This is a genomic window from Micromonospora sp. LOL_025, assembly GCF_048060285.1.
Taxonomy (GTDB): Bacteria; Actinomycetota; Actinomycetes; order Mycobacteriales; family Micromonosporaceae; genus Micromonospora.
In genome coordinates this window covers 247,132-264,289 of record NZ_JBHMIR010000007.1, presented here as the reverse complement: position 1 = coordinate 264,289, position 17,158 = coordinate 247,132, and the positions used below count along the sequence as shown (strand labels likewise).

19 protein-coding genes are annotated in these 17,158 nt (G+C 75.2%); 8 read left to right on the top strand and 11 right to left on the bottom strand.

The genetic code is table 11. The features are described 5' to 3' along the window. Positions 1 to 174 precede the first annotated feature (174 nt). Together ACFHW0_RS12845 and ACFHW0_RS12840 are read left to right on the top strand one after the other, a co-directional pair. On the top strand, positions 175 to 1,206 hold the full coding sequence (locus tag ACFHW0_RS12845) for an MBL fold metallo-hydrolase (RefSeq protein ID WP_416607503.1): 1,032 nt from the start codon (positions 175 to 177) through the stop codon (positions 1,204 to 1,206). 82 nt (positions 1,207 to 1,288) lie between these two features. Further along, positions 1,289 to 1,924, top strand: coding sequence for a CG0192-related protein (locus ACFHW0_RS12840; protein ID WP_416607502.1), 636 nt, complete (start codon positions 1,289 to 1,291; stop codon positions 1,922 to 1,924). Positions 1,925 to 2,076: 152 nt separating this feature from the next. On the opposite strand, the gene ACFHW0_RS12835 is transcribed toward ACFHW0_RS12840, so the two are convergent. Then, on the bottom strand, positions 2,077 to 3,270 hold the full coding sequence (locus ACFHW0_RS12835) for an endonuclease (RefSeq protein ID WP_416607501.1): 1,194 nt from the start codon (positions 3,268 to 3,270) through the stop codon (positions 2,077 to 2,079). Positions 3,271 to 3,415: 145 nt separating this feature from the next. Between ACFHW0_RS12835 and ACFHW0_RS12830 the strand changes: the two genes are divergently transcribed. After that, positions 3,416 to 4,492 carry an NYN domain-containing protein gene (locus ACFHW0_RS12830; protein ID WP_416607500.1) on the top strand — a complete coding sequence of 359 codons (1,077 nt, stop codon included), beginning with the start codon at positions 3,416 to 3,418 and terminating at the stop codon, positions 4,490 to 4,492. A gap of 146 nt (positions 4,493 to 4,638) precedes the next feature. On the opposite strand, the gene ACFHW0_RS12825 is transcribed toward ACFHW0_RS12830, so the two are convergent. The 5 genes from ACFHW0_RS12825 to ACFHW0_RS12805 form a co-directional block, all read right to left on the bottom strand. Then, entirely contained in the window at positions 4,639 to 5,508 is an 870-nt protein-coding gene (locus ACFHW0_RS12825) for a S1 family peptidase (protein WP_416607499.1), read from the bottom strand. Between the two features lie 110 nt (positions 5,509 to 5,618). After that, positions 5,619 to 6,134, bottom strand: coding sequence for a 2'-5' RNA ligase family protein (locus tag ACFHW0_RS12820; protein WP_416607498.1), 516 nt, complete (start codon positions 6,132 to 6,134; stop codon positions 5,619 to 5,621). A 24-nt stretch (positions 6,135 to 6,158) separates the two neighbouring features. After that, on the bottom strand, positions 6,159 to 7,205 hold the full coding sequence (locus ACFHW0_RS12815) for an NAD(P)-dependent alcohol dehydrogenase (protein WP_416607497.1): 1,047 nt from the start codon (positions 7,203 to 7,205) through the stop codon (positions 6,159 to 6,161). 82 nt (positions 7,206 to 7,287) lie between these two features. Then, a complete protein-coding gene (locus ACFHW0_RS12810; protein ID WP_416607496.1) occupies positions 7,288 to 8,037 on the bottom strand; it encodes a Pr6Pr family membrane protein in 750 nt (249 codons plus the stop codon). Between the two features lie 76 nt (positions 8,038 to 8,113). Beyond that, entirely contained in the window at positions 8,114 to 9,010 is an 897-nt protein-coding gene (locus tag ACFHW0_RS12805; protein ID WP_416607495.1) for a hypothetical protein, read from the bottom strand. Between the two features lie 259 nt (positions 9,011 to 9,269). Here ACFHW0_RS12805 and ACFHW0_RS12800 point away from each other — a divergent pair, with 259 nt between their 5' ends. The 3 genes from ACFHW0_RS12800 to ACFHW0_RS12790 all read left to right on the top strand — a co-directional run bounded on the left by ACFHW0_RS12800 (position 9,270) and on the right by ACFHW0_RS12790 (position 11,053). Continuing rightward, the gene (locus tag ACFHW0_RS12800; protein WP_416607494.1) at positions 9,270 to 10,181 is read left to right on the top strand and encodes a DUF72 domain-containing protein; all 912 of its coding nucleotides are present in this window, start codon (positions 9,270 to 9,272) and stop codon (positions 10,179 to 10,181) included. Positions 10,182 to 10,273: 92 nt separating this feature from the next. Continuing rightward, entirely contained in the window at positions 10,274 to 10,465 is a 192-nt protein-coding gene (locus ACFHW0_RS12795; protein ID WP_416607493.1) for a hypothetical protein, read from the top strand. Positions 10,466 to 10,525: 60 nt separating this feature from the next. Then, the gene (locus ACFHW0_RS12790; protein WP_416607492.1) at positions 10,526 to 11,053 is read left to right on the top strand and encodes a DinB family protein; all 528 of its coding nucleotides are present in this window, start codon (positions 10,526 to 10,528) and stop codon (positions 11,051 to 11,053) included. A 60-nt stretch (positions 11,054 to 11,113) separates the two neighbouring features. Here the strand turns inward: ACFHW0_RS12790 and ACFHW0_RS12785 are convergent, their stop codons facing one another. Together ACFHW0_RS12785 and ACFHW0_RS12780 are read right to left on the bottom strand one after the other, a co-directional pair. Further along, the gene (locus tag ACFHW0_RS12785) at positions 11,114 to 11,479 is read right to left on the bottom strand and encodes a hypothetical protein (protein WP_416607491.1); all 366 of its coding nucleotides are present in this window, start codon (positions 11,477 to 11,479) and stop codon (positions 11,114 to 11,116) included. A gap of 162 nt (positions 11,480 to 11,641) precedes the next feature. Then, a complete protein-coding gene (locus tag ACFHW0_RS12780) occupies positions 11,642 to 12,277 on the bottom strand; it encodes a hypothetical protein (protein WP_311411379.1) in 636 nt (211 codons plus the stop codon). Positions 12,278 to 12,479: 202 nt separating this feature from the next. Here ACFHW0_RS12780 and ACFHW0_RS12775 point away from each other — a divergent pair, with 202 nt between their 5' ends. After that, on the top strand, positions 12,480 to 12,650 hold the full coding sequence (locus ACFHW0_RS12775) for a hypothetical protein (RefSeq protein WP_172896549.1): 171 nt from the start codon (positions 12,480 to 12,482) through the stop codon (positions 12,648 to 12,650). Between the two features lie 129 nt (positions 12,651 to 12,779). Here ACFHW0_RS12775 and ACFHW0_RS12770 read toward each other — a convergent pair whose 3' ends face one another. The 3 genes from ACFHW0_RS12770 to ACFHW0_RS12760 form a co-directional block, all read right to left on the bottom strand. Then, positions 12,780 to 13,643, bottom strand: a complete 864-nt coding sequence (locus ACFHW0_RS12770; RefSeq protein ID WP_416607490.1) for an alpha/beta fold hydrolase — start codon at positions 13,641 to 13,643, stop codon at positions 12,780 to 12,782. 96 nt (positions 13,644 to 13,739) lie between these two features. Then, complete coding sequence (locus ACFHW0_RS12765; protein ID WP_416607489.1) at positions 13,740 to 14,957, bottom strand: glycosyltransferase; 1,218 nt, start codon at positions 14,955 to 14,957, stop codon at positions 13,740 to 13,742. A gap of 221 nt (positions 14,958 to 15,178) precedes the next feature. Further along, complete coding sequence (locus ACFHW0_RS12760) at positions 15,179 to 16,447, bottom strand: globin domain-containing protein (RefSeq protein WP_416607528.1); 1,269 nt, start codon at positions 16,445 to 16,447, stop codon at positions 15,179 to 15,181. 113 nt (positions 16,448 to 16,560) lie between these two features. On the opposite strand from ACFHW0_RS12760, the gene ACFHW0_RS12755 reads away from it, so the two are divergent. Further along, positions 16,561 to 17,151 (top strand): Rrf2 family transcriptional regulator, encoded by a 591-nt coding sequence (locus ACFHW0_RS12755; protein WP_416607488.1) that lies wholly within the window; start codon positions 16,561 to 16,563, stop codon positions 17,149 to 17,151. Positions 17,152 to 17,158: the final 7 nt, after the last annotated feature.

Sequence of the window (17,158 nt, the reverse complement as noted above, 5' to 3'; positions counted from 1 at the left end):
CCGAAACCAACCACACGCCCGTCCGGCCGGCAAGGCGGGGTACGCGACGGCTGGCCGTGGCCCGACCCGGCCACCCCGTCGGGCTGCGGCGCGTCCCTGGTCGCGGCGATGATCGCGTCCAGGACGAGGCGGGCCGCCGGGGGAGCGGGCCCGCGCCGGAACTATGGTCGGGCCATGACCCCGGACACCGGCAACCACGACGACTGGACCACGCCCGGAACGTTCGAGGTCGCCCCCGGCGTCCACCGCGTGCCGCTGCCGCTGCCGAACGACGGCCTGCGCGCCGTGAACGTGTACGTCCTGCGCGACGACGACGGCCTCGTGCTCGTCGACTCCGGGTGGGCGGTCGCCGAGGCGCGCTCCGCGCTTGACGCGGCGCTCAAGGAGCTGGACTGCTCGCTGGGGGACGTGCGCCGGTTCCTCGTGACGCACGTCCACCGGGACCACTACACCCAGGCCGTGCACCTGCGCCGCGAGTACGGCATGCGGGTGAGTCTCGGCGCCGGTGAACGCGAGAGCCTGGCGGTGTCCATGACGCCGCACCGGAATCCGCTGGCCGAGCAGCTCGGCCACCTGCGGCTGCTGGGCGCCGGTGAGCTGGCCGACACCCTGGCGGGGCTGACCGGGACGCGGCTGAGCACCGAGGACTGGGAGCTGCCGGACGACTGGTTCCACGACGGTGAGCAGATCAGGCACGGCGAGCGCACCCTGCACGTCGTCGAGACGCCGGGCCACACGCGCGGGCACGTCGTCTTCCACGACACCGGCGGGCACCTGCTGTTCGCCGGCGACCACGTGCTGCCCACCATCACGCCCTCGATCGGCTTCGAGGCCGCGCTGTCGGCGAATCCGCTCGGCGATTTCCTGGCATCGCTCGCGCTGGTCCGACGGCGACCGGACGCGCGGCTGCTCCCGGCGCACGGGCCGGTGACCCCCAGCGTGCACGCGCGGGTCGACGAACTCGTCGCGCACCACGGCGCGCGGCTCGACGAGACGGAGACCGCCGTCGTCCGGGGCGCGATCTCGGCGTACGAGGTCGCCGCGCAGCTGCGCTGGACCCGGCGGGAGCGCCGACTGGGTGACCTCGACGTGTTCAACGCGATGCTCGCCGTCACCGAGACCGCGGCGCACCTGGAACTCCTGTTCGCGCAGGGCCGGCTGACCCGGTCCGACGTCGACGGGCTGCGCCGCTACGCCACCGCGTGACCCGCCGCCCCCGCTTGCGCCGGGCGCGTCGCGTGGCGGTCGGGTCAGCGCGGGGCACGGCCGTGCCCCTACGATGCGGCGTATGGCGCTGCTGCACCGGGCGGAAATGCACCCCACGAAGTTCGCACTCCTGGCGGCGTGGCTGCCCGGCCGACCGTGGTACCAGGGGCCGGGCGACGCCGACGTCGCGCGCGTGGCGGCCTACCGGTTCGACGATCCGGCCGGCGCCGTCGGCGTCGAGACGCTGCTCCTCAGGGCCGGCGACGGGCCGATCCACCAGGTCCCGCTGACCTACCGCGGCGCACCCGTCGACGGCGGCGACGACTGGCTCGTCGGCACCACCGAGCACTCCGTGCTGGGCCGCCGCTGGGTCTACGACGCGTGTGCCGACCCCGTCTACGCGGCGACGCTCGCCGCGGCCGTGCTCGCCGACGCCGGGCAGTCGCAGGAGTTCTTCGAGGTCGACGGCCGGCGGGAGTACCGCGAGCTGTCGATGGCCATCGCGGGCAGCGGCACCCGGGGCGCCGAGGTCCCGCCCGTCGGCGCCGTGCACCGCGTGGTGGAGGAGGACGACCTCACCCTCGTCGTCACCGATTCCGTGGAGCTGGCCGTCGTCCGCCGCCTCGACGGCGGCACCGCGTCGGACGGCGCCGTCCTGGCCGGCACGTGGAGCGGCCAGCCGAGCCCGCTGCCGTTGGCGTACGCCCGCCGGCGCTGATCGGGCGCACCACGCCGGTCAGCGCCGGCGTCGGGCAGCGCGCCGACCCCTGACGGTCGCCGGGATCGGTCGGCTGATCCACCCCGGCGCGATCCGTCGCGACGCGCGGCCGGCCCCGGGCGAGGGACCGGCCGCGGCGTCGGTGCGGCGGGTCAGCCCCAGATGGCGGTCGCCCACTCCGGGTGGTCGACGAACGGGTTCCGGTTGCCCTGCCAGCGCTCGTAGATCCGCTGGTTGCGGCGCTTCTCGAACGCGTCCGGCGGATCGGCCTGGTTCCACTGGAGCAGCACCGACATCTTGCCGTGGTACGGCGCGGTGCCGTTGTTGACCGACTGGTTCAGCTCCAGGTTGGGCCAGCCGTCGGTGCCCTCGTACCGGATCGCCATGTACATGATCATGCGTGCCACGTCGCCCTTGACCGCGTTGCGCGGCTCCCACGAGTCGGCGTCGGTGTAGCAGCCCGGCGCCTCGGCGACGGGGCTGCCGCCGTTGTCGAAGTCCTTGTTGCCGCGCGTCGAGTTGACCGAGACGTCTTCCGGCCTCAGGTGGTGGACGTCGGTGCCCGGGCCGGTCGCGGTGCCGAAGTCGCCGTGCGACTTGGCCCAGACGTGCTCGCGGTTCCAGTCGTTCACGCCGCCGCCGTTGCTGGTCTTGCTCTGGGACCGCCCGGTGTTGAGCAGGATGACGTTGTTGGCGTTGGCCGGGTCCTGGTCGGTGTCCTTCAGCGCCTCCCACACCTGGTCGTAGGAGAGCTTCGTCTGCACCTTGATGATCGAGTGCAGCGAACCGCGCAGCGCCGTGCCGGACTTGCCGATCGCATCGGCGTAGTAGGTGGAGTCGTGGTCGCCGCCGGGTACCGGGCTGGTCGTCGGGACCGGAGTCGGCGACTGGCTCGGCGAGGGCATGGTGCCGCCGAGGGTCATCGCCGTCGGGTTCTTCAGGCCGCCGTGGCTGAAGTAGGCGGTGAGCGCACCCGTGGCGGTGATCCGCTGGCCCCGCAGGCCCGGGTTGGTGAGCAGCCCGAACGTGCTCCGGTAGGCGGCGGTGACCTGGACGTAGAGCATCCTGCTCGCGCCGGTCTCGGCCGCCGTGTCGGCGATCGCGATCGCGGTGTCCGAGGTGAAGCCGGACCTGAGCACCGTCGTGCTGCTGGTCGGCTGGCCGACGACGTAGCCGGTCACGGCGGCCGCCCGGCCGTCCTGCGCGGCGAGCGCCTGGGCCACGGTCAGGGTGGCGGCGGCCGACGCCGCGGCCGTCACCGCCACGGGCGCCACCAGGACGACGGCCAGCACGAACGCCGTCGCCAGCCTTCTGGGCCCCGAGCGGGTACTGCTCCTCGTATTCATGAGCAGCGATGCTAGCGGTGCGCGGGTGAACGTCGGGAGATCGGCAGCGCAACTTTTCGGCGGGGCGGCCCACCACGGTGGACACGGCGCCGGGCGGCGGCGGACCCGAACGGTGCGGCGCCTCGCCGGGGGTAGGCTGACCTGCGTGGATCACGAAGACCGCATAGCCCTCTTCCTCGACTACGAGAACCTCGCCCTGGGGGCCCGCGACCACCTCGGCGGCGTGGCCTTCGACTTCCGGCCCATCGCCGACGCCCTCGCCGAACGCGGCCGGGTGGTGGTGCGGCGGGCGTACGCGGACTGGTCGTACTTCGACGAGGACCGGCGGATGCTCACCCGGTCGCACGTCGAGCTCATCGAGATTCCCCAGCGGATGGGGGCCTCGCGCAAGAACGCCGCCGACATCAAGATGGCCGTGGACGCGGTGGAGCTGGCCTTCGAGCGCGGTTACATCTCTACCTTCGTGATCTGCACCGGCGACAGTGACTTCACCCCGCTGGTGCACAAGCTGCGCGAGCTGAACAAGCGCGTCATCGGCGTGGGCGTGGAGAACTCGACCTCGGCGCTGCTGCCGCCGGCGTGCGACGAGTTCCTCTACTACGACCGGCTGGAGGGCGTCGACATCCCTCCCGCCCGGGTCCGGCGGGGCCGCCCGGCCCGGCTGCCCAGCCCCGACGTGCCGCGGGTGGAGCAGGAGCCCGAGCCGCAGCCGACGGTCGAGGAGACCGCCCGCGACGTGGACACGCTCGCCGTGTTCGTGGCCCAGACCGTCGCCGGCCTCCAGGGCAGTTCGAGCGGCGAGGTGACGGCCTCGACGTTGAAGCGCACCCTGCTGCGCAAGGACCCGACGTTCAGCGAGTCCGACTACGGGTTCCGCACCTTCGGGGAGCTCATGCGGCACCTCGCCCAGCACAACGTGGTCGAGCTGGCGGAGGGGCCCGCCAAGGGCGACCCCGAGGTATCCCTGCCCGAGCACGGCGACCGGGAGGTGGCGTTCGGGCTGCTCGGCTCGGTGGTGGCGGATCTCGCCGGCGACGAGGGCGCGGTGGCCCTCTCCGGCCTGAAGAACCAGCTGCGCCGGGCGCGGCCCGACTTCAGCGAGAAGAAGCTGGGCTACCGCAGCTTCCTCCAGTTCTGCAAGGCGGCCGCCACCAGCGGCGTGGTCGACCTGCGGTGGAGCCCCGAGGCGGACGACTACCTCCTCACCCCCGGGGCCGCCTGACCCGTCCGCGCGACGGCGGATCAGCGCGGCAGTCGCGTCACTTCGTCGAGGGCATCGCGACCACCGACCGCGAGGGCTGACCCCGCCGTGCCCGGCCCGGCCCGGCCCGTCGCGTGGGGGGTCGGGCCGGGCACGCGGGTGGTCGGTCAGGGGATGGTCACGCCGTACGCGGCCAGGATCTCCATGATCGGTTGGTAGTAGGTGGTGCCACCGCTGGTGCAGTTTCCGCTGCCACCGGAGAGGATGCCGAGGATGGTGCCGGTGCCGGCGGCGTAGAGCGGCCCGCCGCTGTCACCCGGCTCGGCGCAGATGTTGGTCCGGATCAGGCCGGTGACGCTGCCCTGGGCGTAGTTGACTGTCGCGTTGAGCCCGGTGACCGTGCCGCAGCGCACCCCGGTCGTGGAGCCGCTGCGACAGACCGCCTGGCCGACGTAGGCGTTGCCGGCGCCGTTGATGGTGAGCAGGCCGGGGTAGGTGTAGACGGCGCTGGGGTGGGCGACCAGGCTCGTGTAGCGGACCAGCCCGTAGTCGTTGCCGGGGAAGCTGCTGCCCGTCCGGCTGCCGAGGACGGTGGTCTGCGCGCTGTTGGCGTACCAGGTCGCGCCGGCGTTGGTGCAGTGGCCGGCGGTGACGAAGTAGTAGGTGCTGCCGCTGCGGACGTTGGCGCCGAGGGAGCACCGCCCGCCGCCGCCGTAGATCGCCTGCCCGCCGGCGATGAGGGTGCGCAGCTGACCCGGCTCGCGGCGGAGCACCGCCCCGGCCCGGGTGGCGGTCGCCCGCAGCGCGGCCACGTCCCGGGCGGAGACGGTGTCGTCGACGGTCAGGGTCATCCGGCCGGTGGTGGGGTCGAGCCCCCAGGCGGTGCCGGCGGTGCGGACCTGCGCGAGCGCGGCCGCGGCGCGGCCGGTGTCGTGGTCGGCGGCGCCGTGGTCGGGGGCGGCGTGGGCGGGCGCCGGCAGGCCGAGCAGCAGCGCGGCGAGCAGGAGCAGGAGCAGGGCGGGCGGGAGACGACGCATCGAACCTCCATAGATTCGTTTCTGTCGATTCCCTACAGGATCCACCCCCGGATGCGACGCGGACAAGCGCCGGACCGCACCGCCTCAGTCACGACGGCGGTGCGGTCCGGCTACGGCAATGGGTGGGAGATGCCCCGGGCGTGGTCGGTGAGGGCCGCGCCGACCACGGTCGCCTCCAGCGGCAGCACCTCCAGGCAGCGGCGTACGGCGGCGGCCATCAGGGCGTTCGGCACCCGCATGGACAGCGTGCAGTGCGGCACCCAACGTCCCGGCTGGTAGTGCTCGACGAGCTCGATCCCCGCCTCGGCCAGCCGGCCGTGCACCCCGGCGTGGTGCGCGAGCAACTCGGCGGTGGGGGTCGGGCCCAGCCACAGCACCCGGCCGACGAACTGCCCGGCGTGTGCGAAGCTCAGCCGCAGCGGCGCGGCCACCACCGTCCCGCGCAGCGCCGCCGCGACCCGCTCCGGATCGAAGCGGGGCGCGACGGCGAGCGAGACGTGCGGCCGGTGGCGCTGCTCCAGCAGCGACCGCATGCTCTGCACGCCCTCGGACTCCAGCGCGTCCCAGAGCACCCGGATCCGTCGGGTGGCGACGGTGTCCAGGTAGAGTTCCAGCGCCGCGACCACATGATCATTCTAGGGTCGCGGTGGTCACGGCACGACGACGGCCCGGCCCTCCAGCGTCCCGTCGCGCATCTTCCGGTACGCGACGACCGCCTCGTCCAGCGAGAAGGTGCTGGCCTTCGGCTTCACCAGGCCCCGGGCACCCAGTTCGAGCACCTCGACGAGTTCCGGCCGGCTGCCCCAGTACGTGGTCTGGATGCTCACCTCGTACGGCACGGAGAAGAAGCCCACCGGCAGCGTGCCGCCGCCGATGCCGACGATGGTGAGGTCGCCGACGGTGCGGGCGGCGGCGGCGCCGAGCGCGAGGGTCGGATCGGCGCCGACGAAGTCCAGGACCACGTCGGCGCCCCGGCCGCCGGTGGCCCCGCGGATCTCCTGGGCGGTGTCCTCGCCCGAGAGCACGGTGAGGTCGGCGCCGCACTCCGCGCCGAGCTTCAGCGCCTCCTCGCGGGTGTCCACCGCGATCACCCGGGCCGCGGTGGTCGCCTTGAGGATCTGCACGCCGACGTGCCCGAGCCCGCCCACGCCGATCACCACGGCGGTGCTGGTCGGGCCGAGTTTCGCCCAGGAACGGCGGATCGCGTGATAGGGGGTGAGCCCCGCGTCGGTCAGCGGCGCCGCCAGCACCGGGTCGAGCCCGTCGGGCAGCGGTAGGACCTGCCGGGCCTGCGGCACCAGCATGTACTCGGCCATGCCGCCGTCCAGGCCGAGGCCGCCGCCCCCGCCGGGCACCGGCGCCTCGGCGGTGTTCTCGCAGTACGGGTCGACACCCACCCGGCAGCGGGCGCAGGTGCCGCAGCCCCACGGCCCGTACACGGCCACCGGCTGGCCCACCGTCAGGCCGCTCACCCCGTCGCCGAGCGCGTGCACCCAGCCGGCGTTCTCGTGGCCGAGGGTGAACGGCGGGTTCCAGGGCACCGCGCCGGCCTCGAAGTCGTGCATCAGGTGCAGGTCGGAGTGGCAGGCGCCGGCGCCACCGATCTTCACGACCACCTGACCCGGGCCCGGGGTCGGCTCGTCGACCTCGACCAGTTCGGGTTCCGACTTCCAGTTGGGCAATCGCAGCGCGCGCATGACGCCTCCCGTTCTCCCGCTTCCGGTCCGCCTGCCGGCTGCCCGTTCAGCGGCAGCCCAAACGGCTTGCCGCGGCGCCCGGTCACCCCGTCCGGGTGAACCGCCGGGAGCGTGGCCGTCGGGGCAGGGCCGGCGCGTCGGGCCGGGCGACCCCCGGGCTGGTCGAGGGGGCGTCCGGGCTGGTCGAGGGGGCGGCCGGCGCCGCGGCACGGCGGCCCAGGCCCCGGTCGACGGCGACGAAGAGCAGGCCCAGCAGCCAGAACGCGGCGGCGAAGAAGACCGCGCTGACGGCCACCCCGGCGTAGCCCAACTCGCCCGCGTCGATGAACGGGTACGGATACCGGTCCACCACCAGCCCGCGGAGCAGCGCGAAGCCGAGGTAGCCGAGGGGGAACGCCAGCCACCAGGCCGCGTAGCGCGGGCGCAGCCGGCCCCGGCGGTCGAACAGCGCCCAGTCCGCCACGGCCAGCAGGGGCACGACGGTGTGCAGGAACTGGTTGCCCAGCGCCTCGCCGAGTGTGCGGTCGGCCGGCGGCATCGCGAACGGGCTGGCCGGGTTGGCCAGCACCAGGTGGTAGACCACGCCGGTGATGGTGATGTAGAGCGTGACCGCGCCCTTGAGCGCGGAGGGCGGCTCGGGCCGGTCCTGCCGGGCCAGCCAGGCGGCGTATCCGGCGAAGAGCCCGACGGCGAGGTTGCTCTGGATCGTGAAGTACGGCAGCAGGCCGGTGACCGTGGCGGAACCGAGCGCGGTGAGCACGATCCCGGCCAGCACGCTGATCACGATCGCCAGGCGGAAGGCCACCGCCACGCGTCGACGCCGCAGACTCATCGGGGCAAGCTACCAGCCACCTCCGCCGAGGTCACCGGCCGACGGCAGGGCGTGCCGGCAGGGACGCGGCCGCCCGTCAGCCCGCGTCGCCGCCGCTCGGCGCGGCGGTGTGGGGCCCCTGCGCCGGCGAGACGTGGGCGGGGGCGGGGGTGGGCCGGGCCGATCGTGCGGCGGCCGACGGCGACGCCGTGGGCGGCCCGGTCCGCCGGGCGGTCGGCTCCGCCCCGGGGCGGCCGGTCGGGTCGACCCCGGGGCGGCCGGTCGGCGTGACCGCCGGGCGGCCGGACGGATCGACCCCGGGACGGCCCGTCGGGTCCGCTCCGGGGCGGCCGGTCGGCGTGACCGCCGGCCCGCCGGACCGGCTGCCCTGCGGGCCGGGACTCTTCGGCTCGTCGGCCAGCACCCGCTCGCAGTAGCCGGCCACCTCCCCGGGGCCACCGGCGGCGTCGACGAGGTCACCGAAGGCGGCGCCGTCCGGGGAACCGCCCGGTCGGTCGCCGGCGTCCCCCCGGTACGCCCGGCACAGCTCCCGCACCCTCGCGTCCGGCTCCGGCCGGCCGTCCACCCCGCCCGCCGGTGCGGACGGCGGACGGTGGGTTCTCGTCAGGGAGGCGTCCGTGGTGGGGGCGGGCACGGGAGCGGCGGTGGTGGGCGCCGGGCCCCGCAGCGGGAGGGGCAGCGCGCCCCCGGTGGCGGCGACGGCCACCCCGCCCGTGAGGGCGAGGGCGGCTCCGGCCAGCGCGGCGCGGACGCCGAACCCCGCGAGGGCGGGACGGCGCGGCTCCGGCGGACCGAGCGGGCTGCTGCCGGCCCGGGCCAGCCGGTAGGCCCGTACGGCCGTCTCCTCGCCGGCCAGTTCGCCGGCCCGGCCCGGGGCGCGGACCGCCGTCAACAGCGACGTGACGGGCTGCGGGCCGTCCTGCGGGTCGAGGACAGGACCGTCGAGCAGCCGCTCGACGGTCTCCTGGTCCATCCGATGTGCTTTCATCTCGTGTCCCTCAGCGCCACGGGCCCCCGGGTCGTCACACGGGTCGGGGTGTGACGTCCGACAAACGCCCGGTCGGGGAGGGGACGGGACCGGGTTTCCGGGGCGGCCCACGGTTCGTGGCGCCGTCGACCGCCTCGCGGCTGCCGCTCCGGTTCGTCGCCGAGCCGGATGTCGGCGGCCGGCCCGGCTGCCGGGTTTCCGCCAGCGGTTGCCGATTCGTCCGGTCCGCGGTGCACTGAATCACATGGGTGTGATCAAGGTGGGCACGTCGTCCTGGGCGGACCAGATGCTGCTGCGCTCGGGCTGGTATCCCCGCGCGGCCAACACCCCGGCCGGCCGGCTCGACTTCTACGCCGGGCGCTTCCCGCTGGTCGAGGTGGACACCTCCTACTACGCGGTGCCCGTGCCCGAGACGACGCGGGGCTGGGTCGACGCCACGCCCGAGGGCTTCACCTTCGACGTCAAGGCGTTCAGCCTCTTCACCGGTCACCCGACACCGGTGGCGGCGCTGCCCCGCGACCTGCGCCCGGCCGGCGGCCCGAGCCGGATCCGCCGCCGGGATCTCCCCGCGGCCGCGTACGACGAGCTGTGGGACCGGTTCCGGGCGGCGCTGGACCCGATCGCGGCGGCCGACCGGCTCGGCGCGGTCCTGCTCCAGTTCCCGCCGTGGCTGGCCCGTGGCGCCGCCGCCGAGCGGCGCATCGCCGAGCTGGCGGAGCGGTGCCAGCCGTGGCGGGTCGCCGTCGAGCTGCGCCACGGGTCCTGGTTCGACGGCACGGCGGCGCTGGACACGCTCGCGTTCCTGCGGGAGCGCGGGCTGTCGTTCGTCTGCGTCGACATGCCGCAGGGGCATCCCTCGTCGGTGCCGCCCATCCTGTTCGCCACGGCGGAGCTGGCGGTCGTCCGGTTCCACGGGCACAGCACCGCCTGGGAGACCGGCGACAAGCAGGAGAAGTTCCGCTACGCGTACGGCGACGAGGAACTCCGCCGCTGGTCGGAACTCCTGGCCGAGCTGGCCGGGCAGGCGGGGGAGCTGCACGCGCTGTTCAACAACTGCTGCGGCGACCGGGCCCAGCGTGACGCCGCCCGACTCGCGGAGCTGCTCGGGGTCCGGCCGGCGGGACGCGACCGGGCGGGAGCCGGTTCGCCGTCCTGAGCACGCGCCGGCACCGTCGGCGCGGCGACGAGGTTTTCCCGTCGGCCGCCCGGGTACCGGCGGGGGCGTGAGCGACGGAAGGGGACGCGGTGATGGGTGAGCAGCGGCAGGAACATTCCGGGGAGGCGACGCCGGGCGTACCGGAGGACGCGGCGGCGCGCGAGACCCGGGAGGCGCAGGAGGCACACGGCGGCAGCATGGCGCCCGGTCTGGTGGACGACACCGGTCACCCGGTGGCGGCGGACCCCGCCGAGGTCGCCGGAGAGGACACCGCCGGCGGCTGACCTCGTGGCGGGCGGCCCAATTCCGTGGACCGGGTCGGCGCCCTCGGGCATGATCGCCGGATGGCGGCAACCTCCCGTGCGCTCCTGCGCTGGCAGTTCGACCTGACATGGTCGCTGTTCGAGTACCACCTCGAGCGCCTCGACGCGGCGGACTTCCTCTGGGAGCCGGCCGCGATCTGCTGGACGGTGCGTCGTGACCCCACCGGCGGGTGGACACCCGACTGGGCCGACACCGAACCCGACCCCGTGCCGGTCCCGACGGTCGCCTGGCTGTCCTGGCACATCGGCTGGTGGTGGACGGTGGCCATGGACCATCTCGGCGGACGGCCACCACGGCAGCGTACCGACGTCGGATGGCCGGGCGCGGGCGAGCCGACCATCGCCTGGCTGCGGGGCCTGCGCGCCGAGTGGCTCGGGCACCTCGACCGGCTCACCGACGCGGACCTCGACGCCACCGCGTCGTTCCCGTGGCAGGACGACGCGGGGCACACGGTGGCGCACACGCTCGGCTGGGTCAACGCCGAGTTGATGAAGAACGTGGCCGAGATCGGTCAGCTCCGGCTGCTGCGGGCGGCCGGGCGCGCCTGACCGTCGGGCGTTCGGCGCGGGGCCGTCCCGTCCGCGTACCCCCACGCCGGGGCGTACCGGTCAGGAGCGTCGGCCCCTGGTCCGCAGGGCGTCCTCCGTCCGCTCCTCGACGTCGGCGGCGTCGGGAAAGGACCGTCGGGCCGGTGCCGGGTCGGGCGGCGCGCCGGGGCCCGCCGGCCGCGTGGGTGTCGGTTCGACCGGGCCGAAGCCGTGCCGCCCGGCGGGGCCGGACGGTCCCGCCGGCTCGTCGGCCCGCCGCTCCCCGCGCCGCCCCTCCGGTACGGCGGTCTCCTCGCTGCCCTCGTCCATGGGGTCGTGCGCACCGACGCCCCACGGCGGCTCCGCGTCCATGCCGTCCCTGGTCACCCAGGGCGTGGTCGCCTCCGGTGCGCGTCGGTCCCCGCCGCGTCCCTCTCCTGCCGTCATGGGCCACCTCGCTGCTCGGTCCGCCGGTACCGGCCCCGAATGCCCGCCAACGGGGCGGTCATGCCTCACCGGCGCCCCGGGCGGGGTCCCGGCGGGTGCGGACGCGCGCAGCGGCGCCCCGCCGCCGAGGAGTCGGCGGGACGCCGTCCGGCGGCACGTCGGTCAGCAGCGGCCGGACTTCGCCATCCGCTTCTGCCTGGCCCCGCCCATCGCCATGAGCGCGCCCATCCCCTTCGGGGCGTTCCGCATGCCGCCGACGCGCCCGAGCATGCCCCGGAACACCTCGCCGGGCTTCTGCTGCTCGCCCATGTAGGCGGTCATCACGATGAGCGCCCCGGTCATCGCCGGGATCGCCCACTGGAGCATCCGCATCTGCCGCTGGCACGACGCCACGTTCGACGGCGTGTGCGAGTTCGGCTCGGTGACCCCCTCGACCGCCGGGCCACCGGCCTTCTCCAGCTTCATGCCGAGCAGCCGGCTGTAGCCGGTGACCGCCAGCGCGCCGACCGTCAACGCCGTCTTCAGCGTGCTGGCCCGGGCCACCCCCGACTGGGCGGCCACCCGGGGGCTCTCGGTCACCAGTTCCCCGACGGCCCCCGCCAGGTGGGCGCCGATCGCCGCGGCGTTCACCGGGGTCCATCGGGCCCAGCCGGCCGAGGCCATCGGCAACCGCTGGGTCGAGTCGTTCATCTGTGCCGCCGCGCCGTTGACGCCGAACGCTCCCATCAGGGAGCCTCCGAACCAGGCCGCCAGGCCCAGGTCGTGCATCGAACGCAGTGCGGTGTGCCGTTCGGACATCTGATCCCCTTCCACCGTGTCGGGCGGTGCGGCATACCCGCCGCCCGGCCGGCTAATCCCGCCCGTCACCTGCTGATACGCCGCGACGGCGCAGATACCGGGCCAGGGCGTCGTCGCGGGGAGAGGACGGGGACGGGCCGGGAGGAGTCGGCGGGGCCGGTGCGGGTAGTTGGTCGGACGAGCCGAGCGAGAGGGGAAGCGGATGTCGCAGCCCGAGGAGAGCCGGGAGAAGACCGCGTCGACCGACGCGGTGCTGATGCACCCGGACAACGATCCGCGCAAGACCACGGCCCAGGTGCCGCCGCCCGCCGAGCGCGGCGAGACCCGCGTGGAGCGGGACGGCGAGATGGTGCCCGTCGACACCGACGAGTGAGCGTTTCCGTCCCGGGCGGGGCGCCGCCCGGGACGCGCCGCCGCGGCCGACCGTGCCGGCCGCCGCCAACGTCAGGGCGGGCGGCGCGGCCCGACGAGTCGCCCCGCTCGCGCTGTGGCCCCGCCGAGGTCAGCGAGCCGGCAGGTCGGCGGCGAAGCGGGCCACCCGGGCCGCCAGCGGGGCGCTCGCGCGTACCCAGGTGAAGTGGTCCATCCGGGCGCCGGCCTGCGCCGGGGTGTAGCGCTCGCGGACGACGGGCGCCGAGGCGAGCTTCGCGCAGAGGTGGTCGACGGTCTCGTGCGGGGTGTACTGGTCGTCGTCGACGCTGACCGCGAGGACGGGGGTCCGCAGCGCCCGCACGGCCGCCTCGGCGTCCACCCCGTCCAGCTGCGGGAAGCGCCCGGTCCGCGCGGTGTGCGCCCAGTCGCGGATGACCCCGCGCGCCTGCCGGCCGCCGAAGCCCCAGCCCGGCCAGACGCCGAGCAGCCGGGCGGTCGCCGTGATCCCCTGGGTGTACGGCAGGACGCCGTACCCGCGCAGGCCCGGGTAGCTGCGCCACCACGGCACGCCGACGGCGACCAGCGCCAGCCCGTCCACGTCGTGGTCGCCGTGCACGGCGAGGTGCAGCAGCGCCGCCTGCCCGCCGAGGGAGTGCCCGAGCAGCAGCGTCGTGCGCCCGTCCCGCCGGGTCTTGAGCGCCGCCAGCGCGGCGCCCACGTCGGCGGCCAGTTCCGGGTAGCCGTACCGGCAGGCGCGGCTCGGCCTCGGGGTGCTCTCCCCGGTGCCGCGCAGGTCGGCCACCGCCACGGCCAGGCCGGCGGCGCGCAGCGCGGCGGCGAACGGCCGGTAGTAGCGCGCCCGGACGCCCATCGCGGGCGTGATCAGCACCAGCGGGGCGTCGGCGACGCCGTCCGGATCGGGATACACCTGTAGCCCGAGACGGGCCCCGTCGACCTCGACGAACTCCTGCCGGTATTCCCCCGTCGCGTTCACCGCCCCAGGCTACGACCCGAGGCTACCGACGGGTAACCGTGGGGTGGTGGGTGTCACGTCCCCGGCGTCGACCGGGGCCGCCGACCACCACCCGCGCTACGCCACCGCCGGAGCGTGCCGGGCGACCGTGCTGACCGTGGCATAGACCGTGCTCAGCTGCTCGGCGCACCGCTTCCACGAGTACCGGTTGCGGATCCGGTCCAGCGCCGCCGTCGCGTACGCGAAGCGACGGACCTTGTCGGCGAGCAGCCGGCGGACCGCGGTGCCGAGGGCCCGGGGGTCCCGGGGCGGCACGAGGTCGCCGGTCAGGCCGTCGACCACGGTGTCGGCGATCCCGCCGACGTTCGTGCCGACGACCGGCACCCCGCACGCCATGCCCTCCAGCGGGGCGAACCCGAACGGCTCGTACCAGGGGGCGGCCACCAGCAGGTCCGCCGAGCGGTACCACGGGGCCAGCTCCTCGCGGGGCAGCCCGCCCAGGAGCTTCACCCGGTCGGCGACCCCGCAGGACTCGGCGAGCGCGCGGAGCCGGCGGGCGAAGCCGTCGGCGGGGAGCAACTCCGCAGGCGGGCCGCCGACCACGACGCACTCGGCGTCCGGCACGGCCGGCAGCGCCCGGATGACGTCCTGGATGCCCTTGCGCTCCACCATCCGGCCGACGGTGATGATCCGGGGGCGGGCCGGGTCGCGCGGGGCGACGGGCCCGTCCGGGCGGAACAGCTCCTGGTCGACCCCGGCGGGGACCAGCGTCATCCGGGACCGGGGCACGCCGAGCCGGACCAGCTCGCCGACCTCGTCCTGGCACTGCACGATGACCCGGTCGGCGGCCCGGCCCAGGGCCCGCTCGTAGCCCACCCGGCCCGGTGGGCTGGTGTCCCGGGCGCCCTGTAGGCGCCGCTTCACCGAGCCGAGGCTGTGGTACGTCAGCACCACCGGCACCCCCGTGCGCCGGCCGGCGTGCAGGGTGGCCAGCCCGCTCGTCCAGAAGTGGGCGTGCGCCACGTCCGGCGCCCAGCCGCCGTCGCGCCACTGACCGGCCAGCCAGCGTCCGAACTCGCCCATGTGCGGCAGCAGCTCGTCCCTCGGCACCCGCAGCGCCGGACCGGCCGGCACGTGGCACACCTGGTAGCCGTCGGGGGTGACCACGGAGTCGGGCGGGACGGTGGAGTCGCGGCGGGTGTAGACGCGGACGTCGTGCCCCTCGCCGACCAGGGCGGCGGCGAGCTCCGCCACGTGCGTGTGCTGACCGCCGGACTCCTCCACCCCTCCGACGGCGAGCGGACTGGCGTGCTCCGAGATCATGGCGATACGCATGTGCTTCCTCCATCGGCCGGCCCGTCGGCGGGGACCCGGTCGAGCCCCGGGGCGTCTCCTCGCCGCCTGGCGGACCCCGCCGCAAAAGTCCCTACCCCCGACCTCACCTCCTAACCGCCGCCCGCCCGGCTCGTCCTGAGGAGATGTCCGTCGGGTGTGGAGGAGTCGGCGGGCGGCGGGGCGAACCGCCCCACCGGCCGTGACCGGCCGACGACAGCGGGTCAGGACCGGTCGTCGTGGAGCATGCCCGGCCCGAAGACCTCGTAGGCGATCCGCTCCACCGGCACCCCGCGGCGCAACAGGCCGCCCCGGACGGTGTTCATGAACGGCAGCGGCCCGCAGAGGTGCACGTGGGCGCCGGGGGAGAGCGGGATCAGCGCCGGATCGACCCGGCCGGCGATGACCTCGGCGGTCACCCCGGCCAGTTCGCCGTCGGTGAGGTCCTCGTACCAGAGGGCGGTGCGCAGGTTGGGCAGCGCGGCGTGCAGGCGCGGCAGTTCACCGCGGAACGCGTGCGCGGCGCCGGCCCGGTCGGCGTGCACCAGCACCACCGGACGCTGCGGCTCGGTGGCGGCCAGGTGCTCCAGTGCGGCCATCGCCGGGGTCAGGCCGATGCCCGCGCTGACCAGCAGCAGCGGGCCCTCCCCGGCCACCGCGCTGACCTCGCCGAACGCCGGGCTGAGCCGGAGCGTGTCGTCGACCCCCACGCGCTCGTGCAGGAAGGTGGAGACCATGCCGTCGGGGGCGTCGCCGGTGCCGCGTACGCGCTTGACGGTGATCCGCCAGTGGTCGGCGCCGGGACGGCCGGAGAGGCTGTACTGGCGGATCTGCTGACCGCGCCCGCCGTCCAGGTCGACGGCGACCGAGGTGTACTGGCCCGGGACGAAGGTGGGCACCGGGCCGCCGTCGGCCGGGACCAGGGTGAACGACACGACGTCCAGCGCCTCGGTGGCCCGGGCGACGACCCGCCACTCCCGCCAGACCGACTCGCCCTCGGCCAGACCGGCGACGGTGTAGAGGCGGGCCTCCCGGGCGATCAGCTCGCAGGCGAGCAGCCAGTAGACCTCGTCCCAGGCCGCCGCCACCTCGGCGGTGACGGCGTCGCCCAGCACCTCGCCGACGGCGGCGAGCAGGTGCCGGCCGACGATCGTGTACTGGGTGGCGGTGATGCCGAGCGAGGCGTGCTTGTGCGCGATGCGGTCCAGGATCGGCCCCCACGGCGCGCGGCTGCCGCCGGTCAGGTGCTCCGCGTACGCGACCACGGCGGCCGCGAGGGCGGCCTTCTGCGTGCCGGTGGCCTGGTTGCTGCGGTTGAAGATGTCGAGCAGTTCGGGGTGCGCGTCGAACATCCGCTGGTAGAACCGGCCGGTGATCGCCTCGCCGTGCGCCTGCACGGCGGGCAGGGTCGCCGTCACCACTGCTGCTGAGGACTCCGAGAGCACGACTGTCTCCTTCTGAGGTGGATCGCTCGAACGACGACAGCAAAACAGGTATTCGATATACCTCTTCAGGGTCGAAGGTCCCGGGTCGGGGGTCGTCCGGATCACATCCCGGGTCCGGTCGACCGTGGTGAGGGCTCGACCGCGGTGGCTAGGGTCGGGATGTGAAGCTCAACCGGTCCACCGACATGGCGCTGCGCATCGCCATGCTCGCCGCCGCGAACCCGCGACGGATGACCGTGGACGAGCTGTCCGACCAGCTCGACCTGCCCCGCAACCACGTCGCCAAGGTGGTGCAGCGGTTGCAGCGGCTCGGGGTGCTGGTCACCATCCGGGGCCGCTCCGGCGGGGTGGCCTTCGCCGAGGACGGCGGGAACGCCACGGTCGGGCACGTGGTGCGGGCCTTCGAGGGCGACGACGAGGTGGTGTCCTGCGACGAGCCGGCCTGCTCGCTGCGCGCGGCCTGCCGGCTGCGGGGCGAACTCCGCCGCGCCCGGGACGCCTTCCTCGCCGTGCTGGACGACGTGACGCTCGGCGAGCTGGTCGCCGGGCCGACCGGCCCGGCGTTGCTCGCCCTCGGCCTGCCCCGCCCCCGACCGGCGCCGTCGTCGGGGGAGCCACCCTTGCCGGTAGCGCCGTCGTCCGGGGAGCCGTCGGCGCCGGGCCCGCTGCCCCCTGCGGCCGTGCCCGGCCCGTCGCGGTCGGCCGCGACGGCGTCCCCGGTCGGCCGGCGGGCCGTACCCGATCCGGTCTGAGGAGCGA

Excerpts from the sequence above, each read along its gene's own strand:
- ACFHW0_RS12845 (WP_416607503.1), top strand. The coding sequence starts at position 175 with ATGACCCCGGACACCGGCAACCACGACGACTGGACCACGCCCGGAACG.
- ACFHW0_RS12840 (WP_416607502.1), top strand. The coding sequence starts at position 1,289 with ATGGCGCTGCTGCACCGGGCGGAAATGCACCCCACGAAGTTCGCACTC.
- ACFHW0_RS12835 (WP_416607501.1), bottom strand. The coding sequence starts at position 3,270 with ATGAATACGAGGAGCAGTACCCGCTCGGGGCCCAGAAGGCTGGCGACG.
- ACFHW0_RS12825 (WP_416607499.1), bottom strand. The coding sequence starts at position 5,508 with ATGCGTCGTCTCCCGCCCGCCCTGCTCCTGCTCCTGCTCGCCGCGCTG.
- ACFHW0_RS12815 (WP_416607497.1), bottom strand. The coding sequence starts at position 7,205 with ATGCGCGCGCTGCGATTGCCCAACTGGAAGTCGGAACCCGAACTGGTC.
- ACFHW0_RS12810 (WP_416607496.1), bottom strand. The coding sequence starts at position 8,037 with ATGAGTCTGCGGCGTCGACGCGTGGCGGTGGCCTTCCGCCTGGCGATC.
- ACFHW0_RS12805 (WP_416607495.1), bottom strand. The coding sequence starts at position 9,010 with ATGGACCAGGAGACCGTCGAGCGGCTGCTCGACGGTCCTGTCCTCGAC.
- ACFHW0_RS12800 (WP_416607494.1), top strand. The coding sequence starts at position 9,270 with ATGGGTGTGATCAAGGTGGGCACGTCGTCCTGGGCGGACCAGATGCTG.
- ACFHW0_RS12795 (WP_416607493.1), top strand. The coding sequence starts at position 10,274 with ATGGGTGAGCAGCGGCAGGAACATTCCGGGGAGGCGACGCCGGGCGTA.
- ACFHW0_RS12790 (WP_416607492.1), top strand. The coding sequence starts at position 10,526 with ATGGCGGCAACCTCCCGTGCGCTCCTGCGCTGGCAGTTCGACCTGACA.
- ACFHW0_RS12785 (WP_416607491.1), bottom strand. The coding sequence starts at position 11,479 with ATGACGGCAGGAGAGGGACGCGGCGGGGACCGACGCGCACCGGAGGCG.
- ACFHW0_RS12780 (WP_311411379.1), bottom strand. The coding sequence starts at position 12,277 with ATGTCCGAACGGCACACCGCACTGCGTTCGATGCACGACCTGGGCCTG.
- ACFHW0_RS12775 (WP_172896549.1), top strand. The coding sequence starts at position 12,480 with ATGTCGCAGCCCGAGGAGAGCCGGGAGAAGACCGCGTCGACCGACGCG.
- ACFHW0_RS12765 (WP_416607489.1), bottom strand. The coding sequence starts at position 14,957 with ATGCGTATCGCCATGATCTCGGAGCACGCCAGTCCGCTCGCCGTCGGA.